Origin of the sequence: Amycolatopsis sp. AA4, assembly GCF_002796545.1 — a bacterium.
Taxonomy (GTDB): Bacteria; Actinomycetota; Actinomycetes; order Mycobacteriales; family Pseudonocardiaceae; genus Amycolatopsis.
On record NZ_CP024894.1, the window covers coordinates 5,519,795 to 5,539,759 of the forward strand.

The window sequence follows — 19,965 nt, forward strand, 5'->3', positions numbered from 1 at the left end:
GTCAATGACGACGAACAGCACCACCGTCCCGGACCTTTCCTGGATCGGCGACATCACCATGGCCCAGCTGGAGCGCAATCCGTACGAGCCCTACGAACGGCTGCGCCGCGAGGCCCCGCTGGCGTACGTGCCGGTGCTCGGCTCGCACGTCGCGACGACCGCGGAGATCTGCCGCGAGATCGCCGCCAGCCCCGACTTCGAAGCCGTCATCACCCCGGCCGGCGGCCGCACCTTCGGCCATCCGGCGATCATCGGGGTCAACGGCGACATCCACGCCGACCTGCGCTCGATGGTCGAACCCGCCCTCCAGCCGGTCGAGGTCGACCGGTGGATCGACGGCCTCGTCCGCCCGATCGCCCGCGGCTACCTCGAGAAGTTCGAGAACGACGGCCGCGCGGAACTCGTCTCCCAGTACTGCGAACCGGTCAGCGTCCGCTCGCTCGGCGATCTGCTCGGCCTGAACGGCGTCAGCTCGGACAAACTGCGCGAATGGTTCGCGAAACTGAGCCGGTCCTTCACCAACGCGGCCATGACCGAGGACGGCGAGTTCGCCAATCCGGAGGGGTTCGTCCAGGGCGACGAGGCGAAGGCCGAGATCCAGGCGACGGTCGACCCGCTGATCGACCAGTGGATCGCCGAACCCGCCGACACCGCGATCTCGCACTGGCTGCACGACGGGATGCCGCCGGGCAAGACCCGCGACCGCGAGTACATCTACCCGACCATCTACGTGTACCTGCTCGGCGCGATGCAGGAACCCGGCCACGGCATGGCCTCGACGCTGGCGGGGCTGTTCAGCGAACCCGACCAGCTCGAACAGGTGGTGGACGACCCGGCGCTGATCCCCCGCGCGATCTCCGAGGGAATGCGGTGGACGTCGCCGATCTGGTCGGCCACCGCGCGGATCTCGACCAAACCGGTCACCGTCGCCGGGGTCGACCTGCCCGCGGGCACGCCGGTGATCCTGTCCTACGGCTCGGCCAACCACGACACCGGCGTCTACGAGGCCCCGACCCGCTACGACCTGCACCGTCCGCCGCTGCCGCACCTGGCTTTCGGCGCCGGGAACCACGCCTGCGCCGGGATCTACTTCGCCAACCACGTCATGCGGATCGCGCTGGAGGAGCTGTTCGAGTCGATCCCGAACCTCGAACGGGACACCTCCGCGGACGTCGAATTCTGGGGCTGGGGCTTCCGCGGCCCGACGTCGCTGCACGTCGCCTGGGAGGCTTGACATGCCGTTCACCGCGACCGTCGGCGGCCGGGAAGTGCTGTGCGAGGACGACCAGCCGATGCTCGACGCGTTCCTCCGCGCCGGCGTCTGGATGCCGAACTCCTGCAACCAGGGCACCTGCGGCACCTGCAAGCTGCGGGTGGTCGACGGCGCCGTCGACCACCGCGACTCCCCCGCCGACACCCTGACCGAGGACGAGCGGGCGGCGGGCCTCGCGCTGGCCTGCCAGGCCCGGCTCCGCTCGGACGTCGTCGTCGAAACCACGGGCGGCGGCCGGGCCACGCACCCGCTGCGCGACCTCGCCGCGACCGTCCGGGAAATCCGGGACATCGCCCGCGACACCCGGCGGCTGCGGCTCGGCCTGCCGGAACCGCTGGCGTTCCACGCGGGCCAATACGTCGAGCTGACCGTGCCCGGCGCCGGCGTGCGCCGCCAGTACTCGCTGGTCAACACCGCCGACGAGGACAAAGTCCTGGAACTGCACGTCCGCCTGGTGCCCGGCGGAGCGGCGACCGAACAGTGGATCTTCGCCGGACTCGCCGTCGGGGACCAGGTCCAGGTCACCGGCCCGCTCGGCGACTTCTTCCTGCCCCCGCCCGACGAGGACGACGGCGGCCCGATGGCGCTCATCGGCGGCGGGACCGGCCTCGCCCCGCTGATCGGCCTCGCCCGCACCGCGCTCCGCCGGGACCCGGCCCGGAAAGTGCTGCTGTACCACGGAGTCCGCGGGGCGGCCGACCTCTACGACCTCGACCTGATGGCCGACCTCGCCGGCAGCTACCCGGGATTCTCGTTCCTCCCGGTACTGTCCGACGAGCCCGACGGCACGCACCGCACCGGTTTCCCGACCGACCGGTTCCTCGAAGACGTCCCCAGCGCCCGCGGCTGGTCGGGCTGGCTCTGCGGACCGCCGCCGATGGTCGAGGCCGGGGTGAAAGCGTTCAAGCGCCGCCGGATGGCGCCGCGCCGGATCCACCGGGAGAACTTCACCCCGGCCGCTGTCTGACCAGAAGCGAAGGCTGTCCGGAATCCCTTGCGGGACAACCAGTTCTACGGCCGGTTGGGCTCGTCCTCGGCGCAGCTGATCAACAGCTGCGCCGTGTGCGCGATATGGTCCCGAAGCCGCTCCGCCGCCAAATCCGCGTCACGGGCCAGCGCCGCTTCGAGAATCGCCCTGTGCTCCGCCGGAAGATCCCGATCCTCCTCCTGGCCGAACGAAACCGACCACTGCCGGTACAACTCCGCCTCCTCGCGCAGACCACGCGCCGTGGCGACCAGCCGGCGATTGCGGCAACCGTCGAACAGGGCCAGGTGGAAATCCGCGTGCGCGGCGACCCAGGCGTCGGCCGGGCGGTCCGGGTCGGCGGGGTCGGTGAACGGGGTCCGTTCGAGCAGGTGGTGCGCGGCCACCGCGCGGGCCTCCCACTGCACGTCGCCCTCCAGGATCGACAGCCGCAGCACCAGCGATTCGATCTCCAGGCGCGCCTTGGTCAGGTCCGCGAGATCCTCGTGCGACAGCGGCGTGACCGTGTACCCGAGGTGCGGCCTGGTCTTCACCAGCCCCTCCGCGGTCAGCCGGGTGAGCGCCTCGCGGGCCGCGCCGACGCTCGTCGCGTACCGCTCGCACAGTTCGGGGAACTTGAGCCGCTGCCCGGGGACCATCCGGCCGCCCAGGATGTCCGCCCGGAGCTGCTGGTAGACACCCTCCGCGCGCGTCACGTCCCCTGCCATGCCACCCACTCTAGCGGATACGAATCCGAGAGCAACTTTCGAAAGTTTATTGCCTCATCGAATCTGGGCGAGTACAACTGGAGGGCACCGAAGCCGGACGCGAAGGAGCCCCGCATGAAAGTCGCCACTGTGGACGGACGACTGGCCCTGGTCACCGCACCGGGAAAGGCGGTGGACGCGGCCGAGGCCAGCGGCGGGCGGTTCGGCCCGGACGTCCAGCAGGCCTACGAGCGCTGGGCGGAACTGTCCGAGTTCGCCGCGACGCTCGGCGAAGGCCACGCGCTCGAACGGCCGGTGCGCGACGACCAGCTGGGCAATCCGATCCCGGCGCCGCGCCAGGTGTTCGCGATCGGACTCAACTACGCCGACCACGCGGCCGAATCGTCGTTCGCCGTGCCCGAGACCCCTCCGGTGTTCACCAAATTCCCGACCTGCCTCACCGGCCCGTACGGCGACGTCGTTCTCCCGGAGGGCGGGAACGTCGACTGGGAGGTCGAACTCGTCGCGGTCGTCGGCAAGCACGCGGACCGGGTCGCCGAGGATGAGGCTTGGGACTACGTCGCCGGGCTGACCGTCGGGCAGGACATCTCCGAACGGCGGCTGCAACTGGCCGGTCCCGCCCCGCAGTTCAGTCTCGCCAAGTCCTACCCGGGTTTCGGCCCGCTCGGCCCGGTGGTCGTGTCGCCGGACGAACTGCCCGATCGCGACGACCTCGAACTCGGCGCCCTCGTCAACGGCGAGCAGGTGCAGAAGGGCCGCACCTCGCAGATGGTGTTCCCGGTGCCCGCGCTGATCGCCCGGCTGTCCGCGGTGACCCCGCTCCTGCCCGGCGACGTCGTCTTCACCGGCACGCCGTCCGGCGTCGGCATGGGCCGCACGCCGCAGCGCTGGCTCCAGGCGGGCGACCAGCTCGTCAGCTACGTCCACGGCATCGGCGAACTGCGGCAGCGGATGGTCGCCGCTTAGCGGAAAGGGCTGGACAATGGCATTGCACCGGTTGAACTCGCTCGTCGTCGGCGTGCCCGACGTCGCCGCGACCGCCCGCTACTACCGGGACTTCGGGCTCGCCGAGGACGCCGACGGCTGGTTCCGCACCCGCGACGGCGGCCGTCAGCTGAAGATCGTCCACGCGCCGCGACGGCAGCTGATGGAACTCAGCGTCGGCGCGGACGACCCGGACGACCTCGCCCGCATCCGCCGCCGGCTGTCCTCTTTGGACATTCCGGCGGAGATCGCCGGCGACGCGCTGGTCACCCGCGAACCGGTCACCGGGTTCCAGGTGGTCGTGCGGATCGCCGAACGGCTGCACCAGGATCCCGAACCGCCCACGCCGTACAACGGCCCCGGCAGGCTGGAGCGCACGAGCACGCGGGCGCCCGGCGTGCTGCGCACCGGGCCGGTGCGTCCGCGCAAGCTCGGCCACGTCGTCGTCGGCTCCCCCGACCACGAGCGCACCATCCAGTTCTTCACCGCCGGGCTGGGTTTCAAGACCAGCGACGCGATCAAGGGGCACGGCGCTTTCCTGCGCTGCTCCACCGACCACCACAACGTCCTCGCGCTCGCCGCGCCGGTCGCCTTCCTGCACCACACGTCGTGGCAGGTCGAGGACGTCGACGAGGTCGGACGCGGCGCGACCGCGATGCTCGAGGACCATCCGGAACGGCACGTGTGGGGCCTCGGACGGCACCACGCCGGGTCGAATTTCTTCTGGTACCTCAAGGATCCGGCCGGGAACTTCTCCGAGTACTACTCCGACATGGACAGCATCCTCGACGACCAGCTCTGGACGCCGGAGACGCTGGAAGGCGCCAAGGGCCTGTTCAGCTGGGGCCCGCCGCCCCCGCCGTCGTTCCTGCACCCCGAGGATCTCGCCGCGCTGATGACCGGCGCGCACCAGGCCGGCTGACCCGGCCGTCTCCCTTCCTTCCCGCTGACTGGGCGCGCCCCAGGAGGTCGATCCGTCATGCCCGCTTGCGAAACCGATGTACTCGTCGTCGGGGCCGGTCCCGCCGGCCTGACCGCGTCCGCTCTGCTCGCCGCGCAGGGCGTCCGCGCCGTCACGATCACGAAATACCCGGGCACCGCGCATTCCCCGCGAGCCCACATCACCAACCAGCGCACCATGGAAGTCTTCCGCGACCTCGGTCTCGAGGACGCCGTCCGGAAAGTCGCGGTGCCCAACGCGTTGATGGGCGACAACGTCTGGGCGACCAGCTTCGCCGGACAGGAACTGGCGCGGCTCAAAACCTGGGGCAGCGGCACCGCGCGGCACGCTGACTACGTCGCCGCCAGCCCCAGCGCGATGTGCAACATCCCGCAGCACATCCTCGAACCGGTGCTGCGCGACGGAGCCGAGCGGCACGGCGCCGACCTCCGGTTCTCGACCGAACTCGTACGCATCTCGCAGACGCCGGAAGCCGTCCACGCGGTGGTCGTCGACCGGGAAACCGGTGCCGAGCAAGAAATCGTCGCGCGATACGTGATCGCCGCGGACGGCGGCCGCAGCACGGTGGCCGGCCAGCTCGGCTTCGAGTTCGACGGCGAGTCCGGGCTCGGACGGGCCGCGAACGTGTGGCTGGAAGCCGATCTCACCCGCTACACCGCGCACCGCCCGGGAACGCTGTACTGGATGTGCCAGCCGGGCAACGATTATTGGGTCGGTTCGGGCACGTTCATCTGCGTCACACCGTGGACCGAATGGGTCATGCTCTTCATGTACGACCCGGCCGACGGCGAGCCCGACCTCTCCCCCGCCGCGGTTCGCGAACGGGCGTCGACCATCATCGGCGACCCGGACGTCGAGGTCCGGATCAAGGCCGTCAGCGAATGGCAGATCAACCACCTGGTCGCCCGTTCCTACCGGCGCGGCCGGGTTTTCCTCGCAGGGGACGCCGCGCACCGGCATCCGCCCGCGAACGGGCTCGGCACGAACACCTCGGTGCAGGACGCGTTCAACCTGGCGTGGAAGCTCGCGTCCGTGCTCCGCGGCGAGGCCGGGGAAGCGCTGCTGGACACCTACGACGCGGAACGGCAGCCGGTCGGCAAGCAGGTGGTCGACCGCGCGATGCGCAGCGTCGAGAACATGCGGCCGATTTCGCAGGCGTTCGGCTTCCGTCCCGGCCAGAGCGCCGAGGCGGGCTGGCGCAGCCTCGCCGGGCTCGCCGCGGACACGCCCGAAGGCCAGGCCCGCCGCGCCGAACTGCGCCGAGCGGTCGAACTGCAGAACTACCAGTTCAACGCGCACGGCGTCGAACTCGGTCAGCGCTACGCCTCGGCCGCGGTCGCGTCCGACGGAACGCCCTGGCCGGCCCCCGCCCGCGACCCGGAGCTGTACTACGAGGCCACCACCCATCCCGGCGCCCGGCTGCCGCACGCGTGGCTGGAACACGCCGGAACTCCAGTGTCCACTGTGGACATCACCGGCCACGGCCGGTTCACCGTGCTCACCGGCATCGGCGGACAGGACTGGCTGGACGCGGCGGGCAAGCTCGCCACCGAGTTCGGGATCGAACTGGCCGTCCGGCAGATCGGCCTCGGCTGCGACTACCTCGACCCGCTCGGCGAGTGGGAACGCGTCCGCGAAATCAGCGAACGCGGTTGCCTGCTCGTCCGCCCGGATCACCACATCGCCTGGCGCAGCGCCGATCTCGCCGCCGATCCCGCCGCGACGCTGCGCGACGTCCTCCGCCAGGTGCTGGCTCGATAACTCCGAAGGGAATGCCATGGTGCACAACGAAGTCACCGTCGACCGCAAGGCGATCGCCGAAACGTATTTCAAGCAGATGGACGCGGGAGAGGACTTCCTCGGCCTCTTCGCCGACCACGCCTACGTCTACTTCCCGAAGCACCGGCCCGCGCGCGGCATCGCCGAAATCAAGCAGCTGTTCGCGGACATCTTCGTGCTGTTCTCCTCGATCGTGCACGAGGTGCCGTACTTCAACTATGTCCAGCAAGGCGATTACGTCGTCGTCGAAGGCATCACCCACGGCGTCCTCGCCGACGGCACCCCATGGCGAGCGACCGAAGGCTTGGGCGGCCGCTTCTGCAACGTGTTCGAAATCCGCGACGGCCGGATCCAGCGCCTGCACATCTACCTCGACCCGGACTACGGCGACGCGGACGCCGGCCGTTACCCGTGGCTGCGGGACACCCCGGCCGCCTAAAGGTCGATGACCACCTTCCCGTGCACATGCCGCCCCGACTGAAGCTCGACCGCCGCCCGGATCTCCTCGACCGGAAAGGTCGCGGCGATCGGCACCCGCAGCCGTCCCGCCGCGACCAGCCCGGCGATCTCCTCCAGCGAACCCGGGGCCGCGTTGGCTCCGTTCGCCGGGGTGATCCCGTCGATCTGGCCGGCGATCGTGGTGATGCGGCCGTCCGGCACGCCGAGTTCGCGCGCCGCGTGCGCGGTCTCCGTCCCGTGCAGGTCCATGGCCGCGGTGACCCCGGCGGGAGCCAGCGCGCGGACCCGGTCGACCAGGCCCTCGCCATACGCGACCGGTTCCGCCCCCAACGCGCGCAGGGCCTCGGCCGAGCTCGCCGACCCCGTCCCGATCACTCGCGCGCCCGCGAGCCGGGCCAGCTGGACAGCGAACACGCCGACCCCGCCGCCCGCGCCACCGATCAGCACCGTGTCGCCCGGCCCCGGGTCGACCACCGCCAACGCCGCGGCCGCCGTGCAGCCCGCGATCGGAAGGGTCGCCGCCGTGCGGTCGTCGAGGCCGTCCGGGGTCCGGTGCGCGTCGCCGCCCCCCGCGATTGTCCCCGCCACGTCCACCACGACGTAGTCGGCGACCGCCCGCGACAGCGCCCCGCCGAACACCCGGTCTCCGACCGCGAACTCGGTCACTCCGTCGCCGACCTGGTCGACGGTCCCGGCGTAGTCGGTGCCGAACCCGCACGGCAGGCTCAGCCCGAACCGCGCGGCCGTCTCCGCGTCCGAGGTCATGAACCAGTCCATCGGATTCAGCCCCGCCGCGGCCACCCGCACGCGAAGCTGCCCCGGACCGGCCTGCGGCGCCGGCACCTCGCGGACGCGCAAGGCCTCCGGCCCGCCGAACGCCTCGAACCGCACCGCCCGGCTCGTTTCTTTCCCGCTCATGTCACTCCTGGAAGAGTCGCAAACGGACTATGCTCCGTTTATCCTCTCTCGAAGCTAGCACAAGTGGAGCGTGATCCGTTTTGGCCGCCGCGAAGACCCCGCGCGCAGACGCGACCCGCAACCGGCAGCACCTGCTGGACGTGGCGACGCGGATGTTCGCCTCGGCCGCGACCGAGCCGTCCATGCGCGCGATCGCCGCCGAGGCCGGAGTCGGCATCGCCACCCTCTACCGGCACTTCCCCACCCGGGAGTCCCTGGTCGACGCGGTCTACCAGGACCAGGTCTCGCGCCTCACCACCGGCGCCCGGGACCTCCTCGCCCGCCTCGGCCCGGCCGCCGCGCTGCGCCGCTGGATGGACCTGTTCGGAGACTGGATCGCGACCAAGAACGGCATGCTCGACACGCTGCTGGCCATGGTCGAATCCGGAGAGATCGCCCACGCCCACACCCGGACCGAACTGCTCTCGGCCATCGACGGCCTCCTCGAAGCCGGTCGCACGAGCGGCGAACTCCGCGCGGACGTCCCCGCCGAGGACATCGCCGCCGCCCTCATCGGCATCTTCACCGTGGCCGGTTCCGCAGAGCACCAAGCGCTGGCGGGCCGCCTCCTGGACCTGCTGATGGACGGGCTCCGGCCGTCCGCCCGCGGCGGAACGAGCAGCCGCCCGGCCGAACCCCCTTCGCGCTGACCCGCGGCGACGAGATCGGCCACGGGTCCGTCGCCCCGGAATCCGCGAACCGCACCGCAGCCTCCGGCCGGCAGACCTCGACGCGAGCACAACTGGCACTGAGATCCAGCTCACAACTGGACCTGTCGCAACGCCCTGCGCCCTCCTACCGTCTTCTGGTATACCAAATTACCGCCAGGGCACCGCCGCCCGAGCCGGGAGCACCGGTCCGGCCGCGGTCGCCCCGGTGGAGCCGTCCCCGGCTTCAGGAGGTCGCATGATCGGAAGTCGCTGGTCCCTCGTGCTCGCACTCGGCCTGCCCGGCGTGGCGATTTTCGTCGGCGTGCCGCTCTGCAGCCAGAGCACGGTCACCGTATTCGGCATACCACTGGTGTTCGCGTGGCTGTTCGCCTGGCTCCCGCTGACGACGCTGTGCCTGTGGGCGTCGTGGCGCTTCTTCGACCGCGCGCAGTACCGGCGAGTGGAAGGCGGGGAAGAATGATCGCGGCCGTATTCGCTGTCGTCGTCGCGTTGTCGATCGGGGTGGCGCTGGCCGCCCGCCGAGGCGGAACGGGCAAGGGCGCCGTCGCCACGCTGGTCGCCGGCCGGTCGCTGCCGAGCCGCCTGATCTTCTTCCTCGCCGTGGGCGAGATCTACAGCATCGGCACCATGCTCGGCTTCCCCGGCGGCATCTACGCCAAGGGCGCGTCCTACGGGATCTGGTTCATCGGCTACATCCTGGCGGGCTACGTCCTCGGCTATTTCCTGGCCCCGCTGGTGTGGCGCGCGGGCAAGGCGTACGACGCGGTCACCGTCGCCGACGTGATGTACGGCCACTACCGCAACCGGCTGCTGGAACGGCTCACCGCGGTGTCGTTCGTGCTGGCGCTGGTGCCGTGGGCGATCTTCCAGTTCATCGGGCTGCAGACCGTCCTTTCCGGACTGGGCGTCCCGGTCACCCGGTTCGAGGCGATCGTCGGGGCCGGGGTCATCGCGTTCGTCTACGTCGCCGCGTCGGGCATGCGCTCGACCGCGTTCGTGGCGATCGTCAAGGACGTCTTCATGCTGCTGGGCATCGTGCTCGCCGGTCTCGCGGCGGTGATCGCGGCGAAGGGCGTCCCGGGCGTCTTCGCCGTCGTCGAGACGACGCCGAGTCTGGCCACGGTCAGCGGCACCGGCCTGGTCTTCGCGATGACCACGATTTTCCTGCAGTCCCTGCAGTTCTACCTCACGCTGCCCGCGCAGTTCCTGTTCTCCGCGCGGTCCGAGGCCGGGGTCAAGAAGTCCGTGATCTGGATGCCGCTGTACATGCTGATGTACCCGCTGCTGGTGTTCGCCGCCTACTACGGGCTGCGGACGAAACCCGGCCTGCACAACGCCGATTCGGTCTTTCTCGAGGTGACCCGCGAACTCGCGCCGGACTGGGTCGTGGGCCTGGTCGCGGCGGGAGCCGGGCTGGCCGGGGTGCTGGTGCTGGCGGGCAACGCGCTGATGTTCAGCGGCGTGCTCACGCGCAACATCCTGCCGAAGCGCGCGCAACCGGCCGCGCAGCGCAGGCTCAAGCCGATCATGGCGGCGTTCCTGGTCGGCACCGCGGCGCTGACCACGTTCGCGTCCTCGATCATGCTGACGTTCCTCAACCTCGCGCTGTCGCTGACCGCGCAACTGGTCCCGGCCTGGCTCGGCGTCCTGTTCTTCCGGAAGCTGCGGGCAGTCCCGCTGGCCGCCGGGCTGGTCGCGGGCTGCGCCACCGTCGCGTTCCTGTTCTTCAGCCACGCTCCGGTCGGCGGGGTGGTCAACAGCGGGCTGATCGCGGCCGCGGTGAACGCCGCCGTCGCGGCGGGCCTGTCCGCGCTGTACGCGGGCAAACCGGTCGACCACGAGATCCCGATCGTGCGCCGCGCTCGCGAAATCCTTTCCCCGGCCAGGAAACCGGTCCAGCCCGCGAGCGCCGCGGCGACCGGAGAACGGTGAGGCGGACATCGTGCGCATCGTGACGCGTTCGGACGTCGAGGCGGTCCTCGACCTGCGCGAGGTGATCGAGGCCGTCGAGCACGCGCATCGGCAATTGGTGCTCGGCGGGGCCACCCAGCCCGGTCGCGCCTGCGCGCCGATTCCCGGCAACGACGGTCTCCTCGTGCCGATGACGGCCACCGTGGACGGCGCCGGGGGCGTCAAGCTGCTGGCCGACCTGCCGGGCAACCCGGAGTCCGGCAGGCCGCGCCAGCAGTCGTCGATCATCCTGGTCGACACCGCGACCGGCCGCCCGGAAGCCCTGCTGGACGGCGCGGTGCTCACCCGCTTCCGCACGGCGGCCGCCTCCGCGGTAGCGACCCGGGCACTGTCCAATCCGGACAGTTCAGTGCTCGGCCTGATCGGAGCCGGGGCGCTGGCCCGCGCGCACCTGGAAGCCATCGCGGTCGTCCGTCCGATCCGGACGGTGGTGGTCTGGAGCCGCGATCCCGCGACCGCACAAGCGTTCCGGGACGAGATGGCCGGTTCCGGTCGCGAAATCTGCGTGGCCGAGACGCCTGTCGAAGCGGTTCAAGCCGCCGACGTGGTGTGCACGCTCACCCCGGCGGTGGACCCGATCGTCCGGGGAGCGTGGCTGCGGCCGGGCCAGCACCTGAACGTGGTCGGCGCGCCGCCCCGCCCGCACCACCGCGAAATCGACGCGGAATGCCTGCGCCGCGCTCGCGTCGTCGTGGACAGCAGGCATACCGCGCTGACCGAATCGGGTGCCGCGATCACCGCGCTGCGCGAGGGGGCGATCAGCGAGCAGCAGCTCGAAACCGAACTGGGCGAGGTGCTCGCCGGGGTCTGCCCCGGGCGCACCGGAAGAACCGAGATCACCCTGTTCAACTCGGTCGGCGTGGCAGTGCAGGACATCGCGACGGCGGCGCTGGTGCTGAGGCACGTCGCGGCCAAGGGACTGGGCGTCGAAATCGCGCTGGACCGGTGATTTCGGAGCGCTAATTCGCGACCGCTCGGCGGTAATCGCGAATCCCGACGACAGCCAGCGCCACGACGATCGCCCCGGCACAGCAGACCTGCGCGAGCACAACGACGTCGAACGGAAGGATCCCGTTTTTCCGCACCACATAATGAGTGACCGCCAGCCCGATGCCCACGGCCAGCGCGAGCGTCCACGCCGGACGCGGCCCGGTGCGGGGCCGGACCAGCAGATATCCGGCTCCGGCGAGCGCGCACAGCCAGACGAGCGGAGACAGCCCGGCGAACCAGCCGAGATCGCCCGGCAGGCCGAACCTGAGCGCGAGCACGGGAGCGAGCACGAGGCTGCCGCCGATGATCCGCCACCACGGTCGCGATGGCGGCGAAGGGGCGTCGACGTGGAAGCCCGCCAGCACGAGTACCAGCGGGAGCCATTGCGGAGCGAAGTACCCGGCCGCGCCGGGATCGAACGAATGCCGGACCAGGAACCAGAGCGCGCCCGCCGCCAGGATCGCCCCGGCGGCGATCCGCGCCGTCCGCCGCCACCCGTCCACCAGCAGCACGAGCGGGATCAGCGCGACTGCCAGCAGGACCAGGTCCCGGCTCAGGCCGGACACCAGCGCCGAGTGGAAGGCGCCGGGGTACGGGCCGGAAAAGGCGACCAGCATCCAGAGCGTGTAACCCACGTCGCAGGCGGATCTGAGCACGCCCCAGAGCAGGCCGAGCAGCGAAACGTGCCGCACGAGATCCCCGAAGGCGACCGTGCGCGCGGGGGCCGCCCGGGCCGCCAGCCGGGTGCGCAGGCCCAGTGCCAGCAACGCCCGCAGTTCACCCCAGAGCGCCGCGCGGTCCCGCTCTTCGTGCAGGTCGAGCAGGGTGCCGACCATCTCGTCGCCGCGTTCGGCGCGGTACCACGCCGGAAGCACGCGCACCAGCGCGCGGTATCGAGCCTCGGCGCTTCTCATGCCGCACCCGCCGGCGCGTTCGATACCTGCTCCGCCATGATCCGCATGTCTTTTAGGACGAGACAGGGCGGAGTCCGTTGCTTCGCCGTCCGAAATGGCCGTTCGAGCTGGGCGTTCAACCGCGGGTGATGGCGAGCTGCGAGTGCGCGAAGGGCGAGGAGTCTTCCTGCGGAGACTCCTCGCCCTTCCTCTCGAACGCGTCACGCAGCCACGGTGCTGCTCTCCCCCACCTCGCGCGGCGCCCGCTTCCCCAGCTCTGCCAACGGCACCCGGTAGGTCTCGCGCATCGTCAGCACCGCGAGCCCCGCCGCCACCGCTGCTCCGGCGGTCAGTCCGGCGACCGGCAGCCAGTTCTTCAGGTCGGCTCCGGCGAGCGCGGCGGCGATGGTCGGGGCGAAACCGCCGAGCGCGAAGCCCAGTTGCGTGCCGACGGCGACCCCGGACATCCGCACCTTGGTGCCGAACTGCTCGGTCCACAGCGCGTAGCCGACCCCGCCGTAGGCGCTGTACACGACGCCCGACAGCAGGATCCCGAGCACGAACACCAGCGCGATGTTCGCCTGGCTGACCGCCCAGATGAACGGCCAGATCAGCACCGCGACGCCCAGCGCGGCGACGGCGAAGACCGGCTTGCGGCCGAAGCGGTCGCCTGCCTTGCCCCACAACGGAATGGCCGCCAGCGCGACCACGTTGCTCAGCATGATCATCCACAGCATCGCGCTGCGGGGCAGGCCGATCGTCGACACCCCGTAGGTGAGCGAGTAGATGCTGACGATCGTGCTGGTGACCGAAATCAGCGCGCTCACCACGATCTTGAGCACGTCCGGGGTGTGGTGCCGCAGGAGCACCAGAAGCGGGGCCTTGGGGACGGCGTTCTGCTCGCGCGCGGCGGAGAACTCCGGGCTTTCCTGCAGCGACCGCCGGATCCACCAGCCGGCGACCGTGACCAGGGCGCTGAGCAGGAACGGGATCCGCCAGCCCCAGGACAGCAGCGCGGAGGTCGGCATCGAGGACAGCGGGAGGAACACCGCGGTCGCCAGGATCAGGCCGAACTGCGTGCCCGCCAAGGTGAAACTCGTGAAATAGGCGCGCCGTCCGGGCGGCGCGTGCTCCAGCGTGGCGGACCCGGCGCTGGACTGTTCTCCGGCGACCGCGAGCCCCTGCACGAGCCGCAGCGCGACCAGCAGGATCGGCGCGGCGACCCCGATCGTACCGTACCCGGGCAGCACGCCGATCAGGAAGGTTGCGGCGCCCATGCCGAGCAGCGTCAGCAGCAGCACGCGCTTGCGGCCCAGCGTGTCGCCGAGATGCCCGAGGATGAACGAACCGACGGGACGCGCGACGTAGGCGACCCCGAAGGTGGCGAGCGAGGCGATGGTCGCGGTCGCGGCGTTGCCCGCCGGGAAGAAGACCTTCGGGAAGATCAGCGCCGCGGCGGTGCCGTAGATGAAGAAGTCGTAGTACTCGAGCGCGCTGCCGATCCACGACGACACGGCGGCCTGGCGCGGGGTGCGGCGGGCGGCGTCCGGCGATGCGGGATCGTGCTCCTGGCGCGGGACAGCGTCGTCCACGTCAGCCTCCTTGATGACCGCGGCGGCGGTCGACGGGTCCGTCCGGCCGGAAGGTCCCGGCTGGTTTATGTACCGGATAGTGAGTTAGCCGCCGCGGGCGTGTCAAGCCCTTCGCCGCGATCCGGTCCGGTCAGGCCCGCCCGACGTGCGCGGTCAGGTACTCGAGAACCAGGTCTCCCAGCATCCGCCGGTAGTGGTCGCGACGGGAAGGATCCAGCAGGTCGCGGTCGAAAATGACCTGGAAGGTGTGCTGGTTCGCGGTCCGGAACACGCAGAACGCGCTGATCATCATGTGCACGTCGAGCGCGTCGACGTCGTCGCGGAACAATCCGGCGGCGCGGCCGCGTTCGAGAATGCCGGCGAGCACGTCGATCGCGGGCGCGGCGAGACCGGGCAGGATCGGGGAGGTCCGCAGGTGCTCGGCGTGGTGGATGTTCTCGATGCCGACCAGCCGGATGAACGCGGGATGCGATTCGTGGTGGTCGAAGGTCAGCTCGGCCAGCGCCCGCATGGCGCGCGCCGGGTCGAGGTGGTCGACGTCGAGCTGCTGCTCCAGGGCGCGGATGCCCTGGTAGGCGCGCTCCAGGACGGCGACGTACAGGCCTTCCTTGCTGCCGAAGTAGTAGTAGATCATCCGCTTGGTGGTCCGGGTGCGGGCGGCGATCTCGTCGACCCGGGCGCCGTCGTAGCCGCGGTCGGAGAACTCCTCGGTCGCGACGTCGAGAATCTCGGCGCGGGTGCGTTCGGCGTCCCGCTGCCGCTCCGGCGCGTCGGAGGGTTCGGCGCTCACGGGATCGTCCTCGCTGCTCGGCTCACGCCGCCGAGGATATCCGCCCGCCGCTTCCCTTTCGCGCGCCGACACGGTACAAGTAACTAACTAGTACATTCATTGCCAGCGTGCATTGATCGGATTCGCCGACCCCGAGGAGCCGTGCCATGTCCCCCGACCGCACCCCGTCCGGCCGCCTGCTGACCGGCCTCGTCGGGACCGGGATCGGCCCGTCGCTCTCCCCCGCGCTGCACGAGCGCGAGGCCCGGGCGCTCGGCCTGGAGTGCACCTACACCCGGTTCGACCTCGACGTCCTCGGCGTTCCGGCCGCCGCCGTCGGAGAGCTGCTCGCCCAGGCCCGCGCGGAGGGCCTGGCCGGGGTCAACGTGACGCATCCGTGCAAACAGCTGGTCATCCCGCACCTGGACGAGCTGTCGCCGGACGCGGCGGCGATCGGCGCGGTCAACACCGTCGTCTTCGAGGGCCGCCGCGCGGTCGGGCACAACACCGACTGGTCCGGGTTCCGCGACGGTTTCGTCGCCGGTCTGCCCGAGGCGCCGCTCCGCCGCGTCGTGCTGCTGGGCGCGGGCGGGGCGGGCGCGGCCGCCGCACACGCGCTGCTGACGCTCGGCGCCGAATCGCTCGCCGTGCTCGACACCGACCTCACCCGCGCGGTCCGGCTCGCCGACGACCTCACCGCGCGGTTCGGACCCGGCCGGGCGTGGGCCGGGGGCGTTCTGGAACGGGAGCTTTCCGAAGCCGACGGACTGGTGCACGCGACCCCCGTCGGCATGGCCGAGCATCCGGGACTGCCGCTGCCGATCTCGTTGCTGCGCAAGGAACTCTGGGTCGCCGAGATCGTCTACCGGCCGATGGAGACCCCGCTGCTGCGCGCCGCCCGCGCGCTCGGCTGCCGCACCCTCGACGGCGGCCGGATGGCGGTGCACCAAGCCGCCGCGGCGCTGAAACTGTTCTGCGGCCGCGAACCGGACCCCGCCCGCATGCTGCGCCACCTCACCGAACTGGTCGGCGCCGAAACGACAGGAGGCACCACCCGTGTCGCGTGAACTCCGCACCGGAATCGCCACCGTCTGCCTCTCCGGAACGCTCGACGACAAACTCGCCGCCGCCGCGTCCGCCGGATTCGACGGCGTCGAGATCTTCGAACCCGACCTCGTCGCCTCTCCCCTGCCGCCCGGCGAGGTCCGGCTGCGCTGCGCGGACCTCGGCCTGTCGATCGACCTGTACCAGCCCTTCCGCGACCTGGACTCCACCGATCCGGACCGGTTCGCGGCGAACCTGCGCCGCGCGGAACGCAAATTCGACCTCATGGAAGAACTCGGCGCGGACACCGTGCTGGTCTGCTCGTCGGTGGCCGACGACGCGGTCGCCGACCTCGACCGCCTCGCCGAGCAGCTGCACACGCTCGGCGAACGAGCCGGCGCCCGCGGGCTGCGGATCGCTTACGAGGCACTGGCTTGGGGCAAAGAAGTGTCCACTTACGACCGTTCCTGGGAAGCCGTGCGCCGCGCGGACCACCCGGCGCTCGGCCTGTGCCTGGACAGCTTCCACATCCTCTCGCGCGGCTCGGACCCCGCTGCCATCGCGGACATCCCCGGGGACAAGCTGTTCTTCCTGCAGCTCGCCGACGCGCCGCACCTGTCGATGGACGTGCTGCAGTGGAGCCGGCACCACCGGCTCTTCCCCGGTCAGGGCGCGTTCGACCTGCCCGGCTTCCTCGCCCCCGTGCTCGCCGCCGGATACGCCGGGCCGCTGTCGCTCGAGGTGTTCAACGACGTCTTCCGCCAAGCCGATCCCGAGCGCGCCGCGATCGACGCGCACCGGTCCCTGCTGGCGCTGGCCGAAGCGACCGCGGCTGCAGACCCCGTCGCTCAGCCCGCGCCGGAAGTCCGCGGCCCGGCGTTCGTCGAACTCTCCGCCGACGCTTCCCTGGCCCCGGTGCTGTCCGCGCTCGGTTTCGCGCGCACCGGCATCCACCGCACCAAACCCGTGGAACGCTGGGAACAAGGCCCGGCGCGGATCCTCGTCAACCGCTCCGGCGGCCCGGCGGCCGTCGCCGCTCTCGCCGTCGAATCCGCCGACCCCGCGGCCGCCGCGCGCCGGGCCGTCCGGCTCGATGCGAAGCGCCTGCCCCGGGAACGCGGCCCCACCGAAGCGGACCTCGCCGCGGTCACCGCACCGGACGGGACCGCGTTGTTCTTCTGCCGCACCGGAAACGAAGACGACTGGACCGGCGATTTCGTAGCCACCGGCGAAACCGCCGACGGCATCGGCATCACCGGCATCGACCACATCGGACTCGCCCAGCCCTTCGACCACTTCGACGAAGCGGCGCTGTTCTACCGCACCGTGCTCGGCCTGGAACCCGCCGCGGCCGGCGAGTTCGCCGCCCCGTTCGGCCTGGTCCGCAGCCGAGCAGTCGCCGACCCGCACCGCAAACTCCGGCTCGCGCTCACGGTTTCCCTGCTGCGGCGCGGAGAATGGGCACCCGGCGTGTCCGAACCGCAGTACATCGCCCTAGCCGTAGACGACCTCCTCGCCGCGGCCCGAGCCGCCCGCGCCGCCGGCGCTCCCCTGCTGGCCGTCCCGGACAACTACTACGCCGACCTCGACGCCCGCCTCGACCTGCCCGCGGACCAGCTGGCCGCGTACCGGGACCTCGGAGTGCTCCACGAACGCACCCCCGAAGGCGACTACCTGCAGGTCTGCACCGAAGTACTCGGCGGCCGGGTATTCCTGGCACTGGTCCAACGCCTCGGCGACCACGACGGCTACGGCTGGACGGACGCCCCGGTCCGGATGGCCGCCCACCGCCGCCGCCGGCTCGCCCGGGCGCACGTGCCTGCCTGAGAGCTGGGCTGAGCGTTTGCTCGGCCCGGTGAGCTCCGTCAGTTCGTCGGGTAGCTCGTCCCGGAAGGGCGCTTTCCGGACGGCGGCGTGCGGATCGCGTTCCTGTTGGTAATGCCAGTGCGCGCCTGCGGAGCATCCCGGTCCGCAAGCCATTCCTGGGTGAGATGGCCGAGCCGTCGGCATCTCGGTCCCGGCACCGGTCACCGGGGCCGCCTCATCTGCCGGACTTGAGGCCGCCGCTCAGGTCAGATGGTCGAATTCCCCGCTCACCCAACGAATGTGCGCCTCCGCCGAACGATGCACGACAGCCCGCGCATCCCCGTCGATCGTGTCGCCGCCGAGGGTGTACAGCCGGTCGTAGGACCAGCCGTCCAGCCGGTCCACGATGCGCCGGACCACCGCGGCGGACAGCGGGATGTGCTTCGGGAAATTGCGCTGGAACGAGACCCAGTCCGGGGCCAGTCCGCCGCTGATCGTGTCGCCGGAGAGGATCGTGCCGTCTGGCGTGCGCAGCACCGAACTGCCCAGCATGTGACCGCCGACCTCGATCAGTTCGACGCCGGGCACCGGTTCGGCGTGCACCGTCCAGAACTCCAGCACCGGGTCGGTGCGGCCCAGCCATTCCCGGCCCGCCGCGTTGACCAGCACCGGAATCCGCCCGAACGCGTGGCTCCAGCTGACCTGGGCGGCGAACATGTGTGGATGGCTCGTCGCCACCGCGGCGACCTCGCCGAGCGCCCGGACCGCGGCGAGCGTATCCGATTCGATCGTGGTCGGCGGATCCCACAGCACGTTCCCCCGCGGGGTCCGCACGACGAACGACCACTGCCCGATCCCCACCACCGGTTCCCGCCGCAAGCTGTGCACCCCGCGGCCGTGGTCGCGCTGCCGCACCGTGTGCGGTTCGGCGGCGAGCTGTTCGTGCGTCCGCCAGTTCCCGGAGTGCGGGCCCAGGTCCCCGCGCTCCTCGATCCCGACCTCCCCGCGGTCCAGCACACAGTGCGGCGGCTCCGGGAAGCCAGGCTGCTCGATGCCGCAGCGGGCACAGATCCATAGTGTCATGATCGCGATTCTCGAACCTCGACCATGGTAGAGGTCAACCGCGGCGGCTCAGTCCCCCTTGATCCGTTCGACGAGTTCGTCGCGGAACTCCCGCACCGCCTGGAACTCCGGTTCGTCGCCGGTCGCCCGCTTCAGCGCGCCTTCCAGGATCTTCAGTCCCTGGCGTTCGTCGCCGTGCGAATCCGCCTGCCGCGCAGCGTTCTCCAGTGCCTTCGCGAGTTTCGTCCGCGCTTCCGGTTCCTTGGCGGCCTGGTTGATCCGGATCCAGTTGCCGCCCGGATCGACGACGGTGAACCCGGTGTACCGGTCGTTGCGCAGCCGCGGCCTGGTCATCCGCGGAATGCCGGAGACGAGCAGTTTCCCGTGCCCGGACCGCATCCCGGCCGCGAAGGCCTCGAACAGTTCGTTGACGTCCGGCACGATGACCAGGCACGTGCTGTAAGACTGCGCCGGGTCGTAGCCGTCCATCCCGAAGAAGTGCAGATTGATGTCCTCCCGCCGCACGGCGAGGTGTGAGTACGGCCGCGCCTGCCGCGAGGTGATCTCGAAACCGAGCATCTCGTAGAACGGCGCGACGTCGTCGATGGAGCGACAGGGCAGGAGCGGAATGGTCAATTCATTCGCCATCGCCCGAACGTAAACCCGGATCCGCCGAAACGACACGGAGGTATTTGCTGACGCGAATATCAGCTCGGATCCCCTTTCCCGGCACCACACCCAGCCCGAACACGGCGGCGCAGAACCCGATTCTCACTCCACCGCGGGACCGATCGGCCCCAGCACCTCCGTGTCGGTCCGGACCCACCCTCCTTGAGTTCGACGAACAAGGCGCGGCTGTCGGTGTCGCACTGCGGACCCTCTACCACCACTTCTCCAGCCGAGACGAACTGCTGACGGCGGCGCGCCCTGCTGAGCAGCATCGTCGAACGCGCCCACCGGGAAGGCAAACTCGCGGTCTCCGCGTCGGCCCCTGGCGCTGGCAAACCCTGCTCGACACCTTCGACGGCGACACCGCTTCAGCCGCGCGCGCCGCTACCGAGG

19 protein-coding genes are annotated in these 19,965 nt (G+C 70.8%); 12 read left to right on the plus strand and 7 right to left on the minus strand.

All coding sequences use genetic code 11. The annotated features are described in order from the left end of the window. Window positions 1-4 precede the first annotated feature (4 nt). Both CU254_RS25525 and CU254_RS25530 read left to right on the plus strand, forming a co-directional pair. Window positions 5-1,234 carry a cytochrome P450 gene (locus tag CU254_RS25525; RefSeq protein ID WP_009080695.1) on the plus strand — a complete coding sequence of 410 codons (1,230 nt, stop codon included), beginning with the start codon at window positions 5-7 and terminating at the stop codon, window positions 1,232-1,234. A gap of 1 nt (window position 1,235) precedes the next feature. After that, window positions 1,236-2,240: an FAD-binding oxidoreductase gene (locus CU254_RS25530; protein ID WP_009080697.1), complete on the plus strand. Its 1,005-nt coding sequence runs from the start codon at window positions 1,236-1,238 to the stop codon at window positions 2,238-2,240. Between the two features lie 44 nt (window positions 2,241-2,284). On the opposite strand, the gene CU254_RS25535 is transcribed toward CU254_RS25530, so the two are convergent. Further along, on the minus strand, window positions 2,285-2,965 hold the full coding sequence (locus CU254_RS25535) for a GntR family transcriptional regulator (protein ID WP_037714797.1): 681 nt from the start codon (window positions 2,963-2,965) through the stop codon (window positions 2,285-2,287). 114 nt (window positions 2,966-3,079) lie between these two features. Here CU254_RS25535 and CU254_RS25540 point away from each other — a divergent pair, with 114 nt between their 5' ends. The 4 genes from CU254_RS25540 to CU254_RS25555 are packed head-to-tail and all read left to right on the plus strand — an operon-like array spanning window position 3,080 to window position 7,128. Then, on the plus strand, window positions 3,080-3,931 hold the full coding sequence (locus tag CU254_RS25540) for a fumarylacetoacetate hydrolase family protein (protein WP_037714799.1): 852 nt from the start codon (window positions 3,080-3,082) through the stop codon (window positions 3,929-3,931). Between the two features lie 16 nt (window positions 3,932-3,947). Beyond that, window positions 3,948-4,871 carry a VOC family protein gene (locus CU254_RS25545; protein WP_009080702.1) on the plus strand — a complete coding sequence of 308 codons (924 nt, stop codon included), beginning with the start codon at window positions 3,948-3,950 and terminating at the stop codon, window positions 4,869-4,871. Between the two features lie 57 nt (window positions 4,872-4,928). Continuing rightward, complete coding sequence (locus CU254_RS25550; protein ID WP_037714801.1) at window positions 4,929-6,671, plus strand: FAD-dependent monooxygenase; 1,743 nt, start codon at window positions 4,929-4,931, stop codon at window positions 6,669-6,671. 16 nt (window positions 6,672-6,687) lie between these two features. Further along, complete coding sequence (locus CU254_RS25555; protein WP_009080707.1) at window positions 6,688-7,128, plus strand: nuclear transport factor 2 family protein; 441 nt, start codon at window positions 6,688-6,690, stop codon at window positions 7,126-7,128. Here the strand turns inward: CU254_RS25555 and CU254_RS25560 are convergent. After that, complete coding sequence (locus CU254_RS25560; RefSeq protein ID WP_009080708.1) at window positions 7,125-8,066, minus strand: NADP-dependent oxidoreductase; 942 nt, start codon at window positions 8,064-8,066, stop codon at window positions 7,125-7,127. The genes CU254_RS25555 and CU254_RS25560 overlap by 4 nt on opposite strands. Before the next feature lie 80 nt (window positions 8,067-8,146). On the opposite strand from CU254_RS25560, the gene CU254_RS25565 reads away from it, so the two are divergent. The 4 genes from CU254_RS25565 (at window position 8,147) to CU254_RS25580 (ending at window position 11,696) form a co-directional block, all read left to right on the plus strand. After that, a complete protein-coding gene (locus CU254_RS25565) occupies window positions 8,147-8,755 on the plus strand; it encodes a TetR/AcrR family transcriptional regulator (protein ID WP_009080711.1) in 609 nt (202 codons plus the stop codon). A gap of 256 nt (window positions 8,756-9,011) precedes the next feature. Next, complete coding sequence (locus CU254_RS25570; protein ID WP_037714803.1) at window positions 9,012-9,236, plus strand: DUF3311 domain-containing protein; 225 nt, start codon at window positions 9,012-9,014, stop codon at window positions 9,234-9,236. Beyond that, the gene (locus CU254_RS25575; protein ID WP_009080715.1) at window positions 9,233-10,708 is read left to right on the plus strand and encodes a sodium:solute symporter; all 1,476 of its coding nucleotides are present in this window, start codon (window positions 9,233-9,235) and stop codon (window positions 10,706-10,708) included. Before CU254_RS25570 ends, CU254_RS25575 begins: the two co-directional genes overlap by 4 nt. Window positions 10,709-10,727: 19 nt before the next feature. Next, window positions 10,728-11,696 carry an ornithine cyclodeaminase family protein gene (locus tag CU254_RS25580; protein WP_199841090.1) on the plus strand — a complete coding sequence of 323 codons (969 nt, stop codon included), beginning with the start codon at window positions 10,728-10,730 and terminating at the stop codon, window positions 11,694-11,696. Window positions 11,697-11,706: 10 nt separating this feature from the next. Here the strand turns inward: CU254_RS25580 and CU254_RS25585 are convergent, their stop codons facing one another. From CU254_RS25585 to CU254_RS25595, 3 genes are all read right to left on the minus strand, one after another. Further along, window positions 11,707-12,651, minus strand: coding sequence for a hypothetical protein (locus CU254_RS25585; protein ID WP_009080719.1), 945 nt, complete (start codon window positions 12,649-12,651; stop codon window positions 11,707-11,709). 200 nt (window positions 12,652-12,851) lie between these two features. Beyond that, the gene (locus CU254_RS25590; protein WP_009080721.1) at window positions 12,852-14,222 is read right to left on the minus strand and encodes an MFS transporter; all 1,371 of its coding nucleotides are present in this window, start codon (window positions 14,220-14,222) and stop codon (window positions 12,852-12,854) included. Window positions 14,223-14,352: 130 nt separating this feature from the next. Then, a complete protein-coding gene (locus CU254_RS25595) occupies window positions 14,353-15,012 on the minus strand; it encodes a TetR/AcrR family transcriptional regulator (protein WP_009080723.1) in 660 nt (219 codons plus the stop codon). Window positions 15,013-15,158: 146 nt separating this feature from the next. On the opposite strand from CU254_RS25595, the gene CU254_RS25600 reads away from it, so the two are divergent. Together CU254_RS25600 and CU254_RS25605 are read left to right on the plus strand one after the other, a co-directional pair. After that, on the plus strand, window positions 15,159-16,058 hold the full coding sequence (locus tag CU254_RS25600; RefSeq protein ID WP_009080725.1) for a shikimate dehydrogenase: 900 nt from the start codon (window positions 15,159-15,161) through the stop codon (window positions 16,056-16,058). Further along, a complete protein-coding gene (locus CU254_RS25605) occupies window positions 16,048-17,862 on the plus strand; it encodes a sugar phosphate isomerase/epimerase and 4-hydroxyphenylpyruvate domain-containing protein (protein ID WP_100266878.1) in 1,815 nt (604 codons plus the stop codon). The genes CU254_RS25600 and CU254_RS25605 overlap by 11 nt, the downstream gene beginning before the upstream one ends. A gap of 240 nt (window positions 17,863-18,102) precedes the next feature. Here the strand turns inward: CU254_RS25605 and CU254_RS25610 are convergent, their stop codons facing one another. Beyond that, window positions 18,103-18,924, minus strand: a complete 822-nt coding sequence (locus tag CU254_RS25610) for a hypothetical protein (RefSeq protein ID WP_009080730.1) — start codon at window positions 18,922-18,924, stop codon at window positions 18,103-18,105. Between the two features lie 48 nt (window positions 18,925-18,972). Continuing rightward, complete coding sequence (locus CU254_RS25615; RefSeq protein ID WP_037714807.1) at window positions 18,973-19,551, minus strand: hypothetical protein; 579 nt, start codon at window positions 19,549-19,551, stop codon at window positions 18,973-18,975. Between the last annotated feature and the right edge of the window lie 414 nt (window positions 19,552-19,965).